A 13,905-nucleotide genomic window follows, 5' to 3' on the forward strand; every position below is an offset into this window, starting at 1 on the left:
GGCGGCCGGGGTCCGGGGGGCGGTGTCCGGGAGGGCGGTGTCCGGGAGGGCGGCGGCCGGGAGGGCGGCGGCCGCCGAGGCCGCCGGCCCCGGGCAGGTCAGCCCGCGCGCAGGGCCAGGGTCATCGCCTCCACCGCGAGGAGGGGGGCCACATTGCTCTCCAGTGCCTCGCGGCAGGCGCCGATGGCCTCGATGCGGCGGAGCGTGGACTCGGGCGAGGTGTCCTGGGCCATCCGCTCCAGGGCGTCCTGGACCTCGGTGTTGGCGAGGGCGGAGCGGGAACCCAGCTGGAGGGCGAGGACGTCGCGGTAGAAGCCTGTGAGGTCGGTGAGGGCGAGGTCGAGGCTGTCGCGCTGGGAACGGGTGCGGCGGCGCTTCTGCTTGTCCTCCAGCTCCTTCATCACGCCCGCGGTGCCGCGCGGCATGCGGCCGCCGCTCTGCCCGCCGAGGGCGGCCTTGAGCTCCTCGGTCTCCTTGACGTCGGTCTCCTCGGCGAGCTGGGCCGCCTCCTCGGCCGCCGTGTCCACGAGTTCCTGCGCGGCGCGCAGGGCTCCGCCGACGTCCTCGACGCGCAGCGGCACCTTGAGCACGGCGCGGCGGCGGCTGCGGGCCCGCTCGTCGGTGGCGAGGCGGCGGGCGCGGCCGATGTGCCCCTGGGTGGCGCGCGCCGCGGCCGCGGCCGCCTCGGGCTCGATGCCGTCCCGGCGCACCAGGACGTCGGCGACGGCCTCCACCGGCGGCGTACGCAGCGTCAGCAGGCGGCAGCGGGAGCGGATGGTCGGCAGCACGTCCTCGATGGAGGGCGCGCACAGCAGCCACACGGTACGCGGGGCCGGTTCCTCCACGGCCTTGAGCAGGACGTTGCCCGCGCCCTCGGTGAGCCGGTCCGCGTCCTCCAGGACGATGACCTGCCAGCGCCCCCCGGCCGGGGAGAGCTGGGCTCTGCGGACCAGCTCCCGGGTCTCCTTCACTCCGATGGAGAGCAGGTCGGTGCGGATGACCTCGACGTCCGCGTGCGTACCGAGGAGGGCGGTGTGGCAGCCGTCGCAGAATCCGCAGCCGGGGGCGCCGCCCAGCGCGCGGTCGGGGCTGAGGCACTGCAGTGCCGCGGCGAAGGCGCGGGCCGCGGTCGCCCGCCCCGAACCGGGTGGCCCGGTGAAGAGCCAGGCGTGCGTCATCTTCGAGGCCTCGGGCGGGGGTTGGCCCGTCTCCACGGCCGTGACGAGGGCGTCGGCGTCCCGGGCCGCGGCGCCGAGCTGTACCGCGACCTGTTCCTGGCCCACCACGTCGTCCCACACGGTCATGGCTGAGTCACCCGCCTCCTGTCCCTCTGTCCTTCGGTTCCGCCCACCTGCTGACCCGCCGTTCTGCAGTCCTGCTGTCCTGCAGTCCTCGGCGCCGGCACGCGCCGCCGACCGTCACCGCCGCCGAGCCCGCGGAACCGAAGCCCGCCCCACTGCCGGGCCGCCGCGTTTCCGCTGCGGCCATTGTGGTCCACACCTACGACAACCGGGCGCCCTGTGGACAACTCCCCCGCGCGCCACGGCCGAACCCGCCCCTGCCGCACACCAGTTCACGCACACAGCACGCGAGCCCAGCCCCACCGCACACCGGTCCGCCCCGCCGAACAAAGACCCGGGCCCCCGCGGTGAGCGGCGGACCCGGGCCCCGTACGGCACACGGCGTGCACGCACCCGCCGGACGACGGGCACGCACCTCACCGGACACCGGGCGCGCGACCCGCCGCGAGGCGAGCCGCGCGATCCCGATCAGGCGAGCGTGGTCGGACGCGCCCTGCCCCGAGGCGGAGCCTCAGCGCCAGCGGCGGCGCGGCTGCTCGTCCTCGTCCTCGTGCGGGCCGAGGAGTTCGTCGGCGAGGGTCGGGAGGTCGTCGAGCGGCGTCTCCTCGGCCCAGTCGGAGCGGCGGCGCGGGCGGCCGGACTCCGGGTCGATCTGCGGGAGTTCGCGGGTGCGGTCGTTCGACTCGGGCTGCTCCGGAGGCTGTTGGCCCTTGCCGGAGTCCTCCCGGAAGTAGTGCGAGGGGACCCGGTCGATCGGGTCGCCGCGCTCCTCGCGCACCTGGGGCAGCACCGCGGTCTCGTCGGCCCCGCGGGCACCCGGCTCCGGCGCCCCGGGCTGGGGCAGCACCGTGGTCTCCTCGGAGTCGTGGTGGTCCTCGGGGCGGACCGGCGGCAGGACCGTGGTCTCCGCCGCGTCCGCGGGCGGGGCCACGACCGGGGTCGGCACCGTGGTCTCGTTGTCCGGACGGCCGCTGTCGTGACGGCTGCTGTCCGCACGGCCGGTGTCCCGCACCACGGGGTTCTCGACCGTGATCTCGTTGTCCGGGTGGCCGGTCCCGGGCGGCGGGTTGCCCACCATGGGCGTCTCCACCGTGGTCTCCCGGTCATCGGCGGCTCGTGCCTCGGCGACGCGGGCGGCCTCCTCGCGGGCCGCGGCCTGCCGGGCTGCCTCGGCGCGGGCGGCCTCCTGTGCCGCGGCGGCCTCACGCTCCGCGGCCTCCTGGCGGGCGGCCTCCGCGAGGGCGGCTTCCCGCTGGGCGGCCTCCTCGCGTTCGGCGCGCGCCTTCGCCTCGGCGGCCGCGGCAGCGGCGGCCCGGCGCGCCTCCTCGGCGCGCAGCAGGGCCTCCTCCGCCTTGCGCTGCTTCTCCAGGCGGCGCTCCTCGGCCTCGGCATGCACCCGGGCCTCCTCGGCGGCGACCCGGCGGGCCTCCTCCTCGGCCTTGCGGCGGCGCTCCTCCTCGGCGGCCCTGGCCTGCTCCTCGGCGAGCATCCGGGCCTGCTCCTCCTCGGCCTTGCGGCGGGCCTCCTCGGCGCGCAGCCGGGCGGCCTCGGCCTGGCGTTCGGCCTCGCGGGCCTGGGCCTCTTCGAGTTCGCGGCGCTTGCGCTCCTCCTCCTCGGCGCGGAGGCGGGCGAGTTCGGCCTGCCGCTCGCGCTCCAGGCGCTCCTCCTCGGCCTTGCGCCGCGCCTCTTCCTCCGCGCGGCGCCTGGCCTCCTCCTCGGCGGCCCGGCGCGCCTCCTCCCGGGCCTCGATCTCGGCCTCGGAGAGCGGCAGTACGGTGTCCAGCCGGTGCCGGACGACCGCCGTGACGGCCTCGGGCTCCTGCCCGCCGTCCACCACGAGGTAGCGCCCGGGGTCACCGGCCGCCAGCGTCAGGAACCCGGAGCGCACCCGGGCGTGGAACTCCGCGGGCTCCGACTCCAGCCGGTCCGGCGCCTCCGTGAAGCGCTCGCGCGCCGTCTCGGGCGCGACGTCCAGCAGCACGGTCAGATTGGGTACGAGTCCGTCCGTGGCCCAGCGCGAGATGCGGGCGACCTCGGTCGGCGACAGATCGCGTCCGGCGCCCTGGTAGGCGACGGAGGAGTCGATGTAGCGGTCGCTGATGACGATGGCGCCGCGTTCCAGGGCGGGCCGTACCACCGTGTCGACGTGCTCGGCGCGGTCGGCCGCGTAGAGCAGGGCCTCGGCGCGGTGCGAGAGACCCGCGCTGGAGACGTCGAGCAGGATGGAGCGCAGCCGCTTGCCGACCGGGGTGGCGCCCGGCTCGCGGGTGAGCACGACCTCGTGGCCCTTGGCGCGGATCCACTCGGCGAGCGCCTCGGCCTGGGTGGACTTCCCGGAGCCGTCGCCGCCTTCGAGGGCGAGGAAGAAGCCGGTGGCCGGCGGCGCCTGGACCGGGTCCGCGCCGCGCAGCGCCTCCCGCAGGTCCTGGCGCAGCGGCACCCCGGAGCGGTCGTCGGACTTGGCGAGGACCAGGGCGGCGACCGGCAGCAGCAGCGCGCCGACCAGCATCAGCGTGAACGCGGCGCCGCCGTGCGCGAAGACGAAGTCGCCGTTGCCGAGGCGGTGCGGGCCGATCGCCGCGGCCAGCAGCGGGGCGGCGAGGGTGCCGAGCGCGACGAAGACCCGTACCACCGCCTGCAGATGGGTGGTCATCCGGGCGCGGCGGGGCTCCTCGGTCTCCTGGTCGATCAGGAGGTGGCCGGTGTGGGCGGCGATGCCCGCGGCGGTCGCGCCGAGGGCGAGGATGACGACGACGGTCGCGAGGTCCGGTACCAGTCCGGCGGCGAGCAGGGCGATCCCGGTCACGGCGAGCGAGAGCGCGAGCAGGCGGCGCCGGGAGAGGACCGGCAGTACGGAGGGGGCGAGGCGGATGCCCGCCACGGTGCCGCCGCTCAGGGCGAGCACCAGGAGCCCGTAGGTGACCGGACCGCCGTCGAGGTCCGTGCCGTGCAGCACGGCGACCGCGACCGCGGCGGAGACCGCCCCGGCGAGGGCGGCGCAGGCGAGCACGAGGAGCGGGATGGCGCCGGTGCGGCCCTTGTCGCGGCCGTCCTGGTGGCGGGGGCGGCGCAGTCCCTCCAGCGGGGAGCGCGGGCGCGGGGTGGCGGTCGCGGGCAGTTCGAGGAAGACGACGACGGACAGCGAGGCGGCGAACAGGCCCGCGGCCACATACGAGGTGAGCGAGGCCTGGTGCGCGCCGAACCAGTCGATGCCGGTGCCGAGAGCCTTGGTGAGCAGGCCGGTGACGACGAGGGCGGCCGCCGCGAGGGGCACGGCGACGAAGGCGGTACGCAGCGAGAGGCGGCGCAGCGCGTCCTGGTGGTCGGGCAGCGGGCGCACGCTGGCGCCCTCCGGCGGCGGCGCGGGCAGCAGGGCGGGGGCGGCGCTCTCCCGGCAGACGGTCCAGAAGCGCTCGGCGACCCCGGCGACGAAGACGGTGACCAGCAGGACCGCGAGGGCGTTCTGCGGGGACCAGTCGATCCACAGCGGGGCGACGATCAGCAGGAGCGCGCGCAGTCCGTCCGCGCCGGCCATGGTCCAGCGGCGGTCGAGGAGTCCGCCCTCGCGCTTGGCGCCTGCCTCGCGCCTGCCCGCGCCGGGCTGCTTCTCCCCGGTGGCGGTGGCGCCGGTCGCGGTGGCCTTCGCGGGCTTCTCGCGCCTGGTGCCCGGCGCGATGAGGGCGCTGAGCGGGCCGAGCAGGACGGCGCCGAAGAGCAGGGTGGCGAGAATGCGTGCCCCGAAGACCGCGGCGAGCGCGAACGCCACCCCGCGGTAGCCGCCGCCGAACGCGCTCTCCTGGATGGCCGCCTGGAGCACCAGGAGCACCAGGACGAAGAGCGCGAGGACGTCGCCGACCCCGGTGACCAGTTGCGCGCTCCACAGCCGCTTCAGCTGGGGCGCGCGCAGCAGGGCGCGAACGGCGCGCTCCCGGGAATCGGCGGCGAGATCGTCGTCGGGGGCCGCCTGGAAGGCCGCCCGCTGCTCGGTTCGCGTCATCCTGACAGCCTATCCGCAGGCTCCCGCTCGCCGTCGGGCCCGTCCGAACATGTGCACGTCTTCTCTCCGTTTCGGCCCGCCCGCACGGGCCAAAGGGGGCTGCCCTGCGCGAACCGGACGCGAGGTGCCCGCGGTCCGGGCGGGAGTGCGCTCGCAAACCGGCCCCGGCGCACGCGCGGATCGCGCACGCCCGAGTGGCCAGTTCTCGCGCACGCCCCGCGCCTGCCACCGCCATACGCCCGCGCGCACCCCGCTCGCGTACGCCCCGCCGATTCGCCCAGCCGACGCCCCGGACCCGCCCGGCCGACGACAAGGCCGCCCCCGCACCGGAGTGCGGAGGCGGCCGAAGTCGCAGGCGTGCGGGCGCGGGCCCGAGGCCGGCCCCGAGGGGTCAGTCCTCGGAACCGCCGGTGGTGGTCTTGGCGGCCGTCGCCTTCTTGGCGGTGCTCTTCTTCGCCGTGGTCGTCTTCTTCGCGGCGGTCTTCTTCGCCGTGGTGGTCTTCTTGGCGGCCGTCTTCTTCGCCGCCGTCTTCTTGGCCGGGGCCTTCTTCGCCGCCTTCTTCGCGGTCTTCTTGGCCGGGCCCTTGGCGCGCTTCTCGGCGAGCAGTTCGAAGCCGCGCTCGGCGGTGATCTCCTCGACGCTGTCGCCGGACCGCAGCGTCGCGTTGGTCTCGCCGTCGGTGACGTACGGGCCGAAGCGGCCGTCCTTGACCACCACCGGCTTCCCGCTGACCGGGTCCTCGCCCAGTTCCTTCAGCGGCGGCTTGGCGGCGGCGCGGCCCCGCTGCTTGGGCTGGGCGTAGATCGCGAGGGCCTCGTCGAGGGTGATGCCGAAGATCTGGTCCTCGCTCTGCAGCGAGCGCGAGTCCGTACCCTTCTTCAGATATGGGCCGTAGCGGCCGTTCTGCGCGGTGATCTCCACGCCCTCGGCGTCCGTGCCGACCACCCGCGGCAGCGACATCAGCCGGAGCGCGTCCTGAAGGGTGACCGTGTCGAGCGCCATCGACTTGAAGAGCGAGGCGGTCCGCGGCTTCACGGCGTTCTTGCCGGTCTTCGGGGTGCCCTCGGGGAGCACCTCGGTGACGTACGGGCCGTAGCGGCCGTCCTTGGCGACGATCTCGTGGCCGCTGACCGGGTCGGTGCCGAGCGCGAAGTCGCCGCTGGGCCGGGCGAGCAGCTCCTCGGCCATCTCGACGGTCAGCTCGTCGGGCGCGAGGTCCTCGGGGATGTCGGCCCGCTGGTGGTTCTCGCTGTCGCGTTCGCCGCGCTCGATGTACGGGCCGTAGCGGCCGACCCGGAGCACGATCTCGTTGCCGACCGGGAAGGAGGAGACCTCCCGGGCGTCGATGGCGCCGAGGTCGGTGACGAGCTCCTTGAGGCCGCCGAGGTGGTCGCCGTCGCCGTTGCCGGCCTCGGCCGCGACCCCGGTGCCCTCGCCCTCACCGAAGTAGAAGCGGCGCAGCCACGGCACGGCCTGCGCCTCGCCGCGCGCGATGCGGTCGAGGTCGTCCTCCATGCGGGCGGTGAAGTCGTAGTCGACCAGCCGCCCGAAGTGCTTCTCCAGGAGGTTGACCACCGCGAAGGAGAGGAAGGAGGGGACGAGCGCGGTGCCCTTCTTGAAGACGTAGCCGCGGTCCAGGATCGTCCCGATGATCGAGGCGTACGTGGAGGGGCGGCCGATCTCCCGCTCCTCCAGCTCCTTGACCAGGCTGGCCTCGGTGTAGCGGGCGGGCGGCTTGGTGGCGTGCCCGTCGGCGGTGATCTCCTCGGCGGAGAGCGCGTCGCCCTCGTTCACCTGGGGCAGGCGGCGCTCGCGGTCGTCCAGCTCGGCGTTGGGGTCGTCCGCGCCCTCGACGTAGGCCTTGAGGAAGCCGTGGAAGGTGATCGTCTTGCCGGAGGCGGTGAACTCGGCGTCCCGGCCGTCCGCGGCGGTGCCCGCGATGCGGACGGTGACGCTGTTGCCGGTCGCGTCCTTCATCTGGGAGGCGACGGTGCGCTTCCAGATCAGCTCGTACAGCCTGAACTGGTCGCCGCTCAGGCCGGTCTCGGCCGGGGTGCGGAAACGGTCCCCCGAGGGGCGGATCGCCTCGTGCGCCTCCTGGGCGTTCTTGACCTTGCCCGCGTAGGTGCGCGGCTTCTCCGGCAGGTAGTCGGCGCCGTACAGCTGGGTGACCTGCGCCCGGGCGGCGCCCACGGCCGTCTCGGAGAGGGTCGTGGAGTCCGTACGCATATAGGTGATGAAGCCGTTCTCGTACAGCTTCTGCGCGATCTGCATCGTCGACTTCGCACCGAAGCCGAGCTTGCGGCTGGCCTCCTGCTGGAGGGTGGTGGTGCGGAAGGGCGCGTACGGCGAGCGGCGGTACGGCTTGGACTCGACGGCGCGGACCGCGAACGCGGTCTGCTCCAGGGCGGCGGCGAGCGCGCGGGCGTTCGCCTCGTCCAGGTGGAGGGTGTCGCTCTTGAGCCTGCCGAGCGAGTCGAAGTCGCGGCCCTGCGCCACCCGCTTGCCGTCGACCGCGGCGAGCCGGGCGACCAGGGTGGACGGGTCGGAGGCGTCGCCCGCGCGGCCGGTGGCGAAGGTGCCGGTGAGGTCCCAGTACGAGGCGGAGCGGAAGGCGATGCGCTCGCGCTCCCGCTCGACGACCAGGCGGGTGGCCACCGACTGGACGCGGCCCGCCGAGAGCCGCGGCATGACCTTCTTCCACAGGACCGGCGAGACCTCGTAGCCGTAGAGGCGGTCGAGGATGCGGCGGGTCTCCTGGGCGTCGACGAGCTTCTTGTTCAGCTCGCGCGGGTTGGCGACGGCGGAGCGGATCGCGTCCTTGGTGATCTCGTGGAAGACCATCCGGTGGACGGGGATCTTGGGCTTGAGCACTTCCTGCAGGTGCCAGGCGATGGCCTCGCCCTCGCGGTCCTCATCGGTGGCGAGGAAGAGTTCGTCGGAGTCGCGCAGCAGGTCCTTGAGCTTCTTGACCTGCGCCTTCTTGTCCGCGTTGACGACGTAGACGGGCTGGAAGTCGTGCTCCACGTCGACGCCGAGGCGGCGCACCTCACCCGTGTACTTGTCCGGGACCTCGGCGGCACCGTTGGGAAGGTCGCGGATGTGCCCGACGCTTGCCTCGACGACGTACCCGGGGCCGAGATAGCCCTTGATCGTCTTCGCCTTGGCAGGCGACTCGACAATGACGAGTCGGCGGCCGCCCTGCGCGGCTTCGCTGGTCGGGGACAACTTCGCTCTTCTCTCCGTCGGCGCTGTGGCTCCCCGCTCGGCCCTGGGGCCGGGGGGCGGTCTTGGTGCGACGCTGCGGAGTGTGACGGTACAGCCCGCCCCCGTGTCAAACGGGAAAAGCCCGCAACGGCCACTCGAACGGTAACCCGACTACCGGCGTTTCTGCCGCACGGGCCGTCCGCCGGCCACCCGGGGAGCGGGCGGAGCGCACCCCTTCCCCGCCTCGCCGCAGACCGCCCGGCGAGGGCCCTGGGCCTGGTCAGGACCGCGGCCGGGGCGGTGGCCCGCTCCCCGGTGGCCGGGGCCGCCGGGTCCGCGGGAAATGCCGGAAACCCGTCCGCGGGGACCGGCAGCCGAGCGGGGAGGGAGGCCGCCGCGGCGGGCCCGGCGGATGCGACCGGGTTCACATCCGGCGGCGGGCGGCGGCGGCCGGTCAGCCCGCCACGGGCTCCAGAAATCCCTGCTCGACCAGGAGGCGGATCTGCGCGGGGGTGCGGTCGCGGAGCAGCACCGGGTCCTCGCCGAGCAGTTGGGCGATGGCGTCCAGGATCCGGCCCGCGCTCAGGCTGCCGTCGCAGACCCCGGCGAAGCCCGCGCCGACGGTGTCCACCTCGGTCGCCCGGCGCATGCCCCGGTGCTGGCGCAGCACGACGTGCTCGGGGTCCTCCGCCCCGGGCAGGCCGATCTGCTCCTGCACGACCTCGGCGGCGAGCCGGAAGTGCCCTTCGAGCAGGGCGGCGTCGTCATGCGCCCGCAGATAGTCCTGCCGCATGAAGTGGGCGTGCACCGTGTCGCCGAGCGGCTGCTCCACGGGGTGCGGCCACTCCTCGACGGTGATCGAGGGCTCGGCGGTGGCGTTGCGGCGCAGCGTGATCCAGCCGAAGCCGATCGCCTTGGTGCCGCTCGCCTCGAACTCCTGGAGCCAGGCGTCGTAGCGCGCGGCATACCGGGCCGGATCGCCGCGGTGCGCCCCGGCGTCCCGCAGCCACAGCTCCACGTACTGGGTGATGTCCTGGACCTCGCGCTGCACGATCCAGGCGTCGCAGCCGCGCGGCACCCAGGAGCGGACCCGCTCGGTCCACTCCTCGCCCTCGATGTGCTGCCAGTTGGCCAGAAACTGCGCGTACCCCCTCTCGTTGAGCCGCTCCCCCGCCTGCTGAACGAGCGTCCGGCACAGATCGTCCCCGTTCATCCCGCCGTCCCGGTAGACGAGCCGCCCCGCGCCCTGCTCGCCGGATCCCGCCGGTTCGTCGCCGAAGGGCCCCGCGGGCGAGATCACGAAGGGCGGATTGGAGACGACGAGGTCGAAGGTGCGCTCCCCCACCGGGTCGAAGAGCGAGCCCCGGAGCAGATCCGCCTCGGCCGCCCCGGAGAGCGCCAGGGTCAGCCGGGTGATCTCCAGCGCACGCGGGTTGACGTCGGTGGCGCTCACCCGGGTCGCGTGCCGCGTCGCGTGCAGGGCCTGGACGCCGGATCCGGTGCCGAGGTCGAGGGCGGAGTCCACCGGGGTGCGCACCGTGAGCTGCGCCAGCGTGGTGGAGGCGCCGCCCACGCCGAGGACGACGCCCTCGTCGGCGCTGCCGATGCCGCCCGCCCCGCCGACCGCGCAGCCCAGGTCGGAGACAATGAACCAGTCCTCGCCCGCGGGACCGCCGTAGGGCCGTACGTCGACGACCGCGGCCACCTCGCCCTCGCCGGCCGGCACCAGCCAGCCGCCGGCCAGGCAGTCCGCCACCGGCAGCGACTTGGCGGCGCTCTCCCTTGGCACCGGCTGCTGGAGCAGGAAGAGCCGGACGAGCGTTTCGAGCGGCGAGTCCCCGCGGGTGGCGTGCAGCGCGGGCACCGTCTCGCTGCGGGCGAGCGCCGCGTAGGCGGGCGCGCCGAGGAGTTCGAGCAGGCCGTCCGCGGTGAAGTCGCAGGCGAGCAGCGCCTCGCGCAGCCGCGCGGCCACGTCGGTGCGGTCGGATGAGGGCAGCGGTGTGCGGCGGGAAGTACTCACGCGCCCCATTGTGTCCGCTCGGCGGCGGCCCTCGCGCGGACGCGCATCCGGGCCCGCGGGTCCGGATGCGCGCCGGCGGAAGCCCGGGTCAGCTGCCAGCGGGCGGCGCGGAGGCGTTCTTGCAGCTCTCCTGCTTCGCCATCGCCTTGCCGACGTCGCCCTCCTCCAGGTCCTGCAGGGCGTTGTTGCCGCTCTTGCTGAGCTTGTCGAGTTCGGTGGCGATGCCCTTGAGGCCGTCCGCGAACTTCGACTGGTCACCGGCGTCGAGCTTGTCCACCCGCGTCTTGAGGTCGCCGTACGACTTCGAGATGCCGTTCAGCTCCTTCACCGCGTTCTTCTGCTTGTCCTCGCCGCCGTCCACCGGCGGGGCGCCCGCATCGTCGACCGCCTTGCCGATCGCCTTGTACGCGTCGGACATGTCCTGGAAGGCCTTGGAGTCGGTCTTCTGGACGTCCTTCGGGCTGCTGTTGTCCGAGGTCTGCTTCTGGATGGCCGCGTTGGCGTCCTCGATCTTCCGGGCCTGCGGCTGGACGTCATCGCAGACGGACTTGGCCCACTTGTCCAGTTCCTCGTTCTTGTCGTCGCCGCAACCCGACAGCGCCAGTACGAGTACCGCACCGCCGGACAGTGCGGCAGCAAGCTTCTTGTTCACCGGTTTGGTCCCTTCCATGGCTCTCGGCCCCGGAACTTACACGCCAAGTGGGCGACATCCGCGCGTCGTGCCAGTGATATGACCGCTATTGCAGCCATTTGCACCAAGGGAGAGAAGCCTCACGGGGTTCCACGGAAACCGCGACGGGCGGAGGGCGCGTCAATTCGCGCTCTCCGCCCGCCGTTTGACGCCGAGTCGGCTCGCCCGGGTCGCCGGGGCCGCCCCGGTCCGGACTACGGCACGGGGGCCGCCCCCGCCGACCGCGCCGGCCGGTCGGGGCCGCCGCCCGCCGTCTCCTCGCCGTCCTCCATGGCGATGCCGCGGCGCTTGGAGACGTACACCGCGCCGACGATGACGAGCAGCGAGACCACGGCGATCAGCGCGCGCACGCCCGCGCTCGCGTCCTCGCCGTAGCTGAACTTCACCACCGCGGGCGCGATGAGCAGCGCCACCAGGTTCATCACCTTCAGCAGCGGGTTGATCGCCGGGCCCGCGGTGTCCTTGAAGGGGTCGCCGACGGTGTCGCCGATGACGGTCGCCTCGTGCGCCTCGCTGCCCTTGCCGCCGTGGTGCCCGTCCTCCACGAGCTTCTTGGCGTTGTCCCAGGCGCCACCGGAGTTGGCGAGGAAGACGGCCATCAGGGTGCCGGTGCCGATCGCCCCGGCCAGATAGGCGCCGAGCGCGCCGACGCCGAGGGTGAAGCCGACCGCGATGGGCGCCATGACCGCGAGCAGTCCCGGCGTGGCCAGCTCCCGCAGGGCGTCCTTGGTGCAGATGTCGACGACCCGGCCGTACTCCGGCGTCTCGGTGTGGTCCATGATCCCGGGCTTCTCGCGGAACTGCCGCCGCACCTCGTAGACCACCGCGCCCGCCGAGCGCGAGACCGCGTTGATGGCGAGCCCGGAGAAGAGGAAGACGACCGCCGCGCCCGCGATCAGGCCGACCAGGTTGTTCGGCTGCGAGATGTCCATCAGCAGGTTCAGCGGCGCGTCCTTGCCGCTGACGCTCTCCCCGACGTCGTCCGCCGCGCTCACGATGGCGTCGCGGTACGAGCCGAAGAGCGCCGCCGCGGCGAGCACGGCCGTCGCGATCGCGATGCCCTTGGTGATCGCCTTGGTGGTGTTGCCGACCGCGTCGAGGTCGGTGAGCACCTGCGCGCCCGCGCCCTCGACGTCGCCCGACATCTCGGCGATGCCCTGCGCGTTGTCGGAGACCGGACCGAAGGTGTCCATCGCGACGATGACGCCGACGGTGGTCAGCAGCCCGGTACCGGCGAGCGCCACCGCGAACAGCGCCAGCATGATCGAGGTGCCGCCGAGCAGGAAGGCCCCGTACACCCCGAGCCCGATCAGGACCGCCGTGTAGACCGCCGACTCCAGGCCGAGCGAGATCCCGGCGAGGACGACGGTCGCGGGCCCGGTGAGCGAGGACTTGCCGATGTCGCGCACCGGACGGCGGCTGGTCTCGGTGAAGTAGCCGGTCAACTGCTGGATGAGCGCGGCCATCACGATGCCGATCGCCACCGCGATCAGCGCGAGCAGCCGCGGATCGCCGTCCTTCCCGCTGATCGCGGAGTCGGTGACCCCGTCCAGATCGGCGTACGAGGACGGCAGGTACGCGTAGACGGCCGCGGCCACCAGCACCAGCGAGATCACCGCGGAGAGGAAGAAGCCGCGGTTGATGGCGGACATCCCGCTGCGGTCGGAACGCCGGGGCGCCACCGCGAAGATGCCGATCATCGCGGTCACCACACCGATCGCCGGAACGATCAGCGGGAAGGCGAGCCCCGCGTCCCCGAAGGCCACCTTGCCGAGGATCAGCGCGGCCACCAGGGTCACGGCATAGGACTCGAAGAGGTCCGCCGCCATGCCCGCGCAGTCGCCGACGTTGTCACCGACGTTGTCGGCGATGGTGGCGGCGTTGCGCGGATCGTCCTCGGGGATGCCCTGCTCGACCTTGCCGACGAGGTCCGCGCCGACATCGGCGGCCTTGGTGAAGATGCCGCCGCCGACCCGCATGAACATCGCGATCAGGGCCGCCCCGAGGCCGAAGCCTTCGAGCACCTTGGGCGCGTCCGCCGCGTAGACGAGCACGACGGTGGAGGCACCGAGCAGGCCGAGGCCGACCGTGAACATGCCCACCACTCCACCGGTGCGAAATGCGATCTTCATCGCCCGGTGCGAAACAGTGGTGAGATCTTTCGGCGCTTCCCCTTCTCCGGGAGTCGCCTCTCTCGCCGCAGCCGCCACACGCACATTGCTGCGCACCGCGAGCCACATACCGATATAGCCGGTGGCCGCGGAGAATGCCGCGCCGATGAGGAAGAACAGCGACCGGCCGATCCGCTGATTCCAGTCGTCCGCGGGCAGCAGCATGAGCAGGAAGAACACCACCACCGCGAAAACCGCGAGTGTTCTCAACTGCCGGGCCAGATAGGCGTTCGCGCCTTCCTGGACCGCGGCGGCGATCTTCTTCATGCTGTCGGTGCCCTCGCCCGCCGCCAGGACCTGCCGGACCAGCACCGCGGCGACCACCAGGGCCGCGAGCGCCACGGCGCCGATGAGGATCACGATGAGCCGGTTGCCGTCGGTCAGTTCCGCGGCTGCGAGAGTGTGGGAATGGTCGAACCGCTGTGGGAGGGATAGCCCCGCCATTCGTCCTCCTTGACGCTGGGGCCGAGCTCACGATGTGGACGAAGATTCTAGGGACCGGGCACTCATCAATACA

At 73.5% G+C, this 13,905-nt stretch carries 6 protein-coding genes; all 6 read right to left on the reverse strand.

Features of this window, described 5'->3' with window-relative positions:
• Window positions 1-98: 98 nt before the first annotated feature.
• The gene (locus HFV08_RS10025; RefSeq protein ID WP_168537999.1) at window positions 99-1,304 is read right to left on the reverse strand and encodes a DNA polymerase III subunit delta'; all 1,206 of its coding nucleotides are present in this window, start codon (window positions 1,302-1,304) and stop codon (window positions 99-101) included.
• Window positions 1,305-1,812: 508 nt separating this feature from the next.
• Window positions 1,813-5,298 carry a dTMP kinase gene (gene tmk / locus HFV08_RS10030; RefSeq protein ID WP_168538001.1) on the reverse strand — a complete coding sequence of 1,162 codons (3,486 nt, stop codon included), beginning with the start codon at window positions 5,296-5,298 and terminating at the stop codon, window positions 1,813-1,815.
• Window positions 5,299-5,689: 391 nt separating this feature from the next.
• Window positions 5,690-8,527, reverse strand: a complete 2,838-nt coding sequence (topA, locus tag HFV08_RS10035; RefSeq protein ID WP_168538003.1) for a type I DNA topoisomerase — start codon at window positions 8,525-8,527, stop codon at window positions 5,690-5,692.
• A 433-nt stretch (window positions 8,528-8,960) separates the two neighbouring features.
• On the reverse strand, window positions 8,961-10,535 hold the full coding sequence (locus HFV08_RS10040; protein ID WP_210430126.1) for a DUF7059 domain-containing protein: 1,575 nt from the start codon (window positions 10,533-10,535) through the stop codon (window positions 8,961-8,963).
• Between the two features lie 79 nt (window positions 10,536-10,614).
• A complete protein-coding gene (locus HFV08_RS10045) occupies window positions 10,615-11,196 on the reverse strand; it encodes a small secreted protein (RefSeq protein ID WP_168538007.1) in 582 nt (193 codons plus the stop codon).
• A gap of 215 nt (window positions 11,197-11,411) precedes the next feature.
• Window positions 11,412-13,832: a sodium-translocating pyrophosphatase gene (locus HFV08_RS10050; RefSeq protein ID WP_168538009.1), complete on the reverse strand. Its 2,421-nt coding sequence runs from the start codon at window positions 13,830-13,832 to the stop codon at window positions 11,412-11,414.
• Window positions 13,833-13,905 lie beyond the last annotated feature (73 nt).

The sequence above is a fragment of the Streptomyces physcomitrii genome (assembly GCF_012273655.1).
GTDB lineage: Bacteria > Actinomycetota > Actinomycetes > Streptomycetales > Streptomycetaceae > Streptomyces > Streptomyces physcomitrii.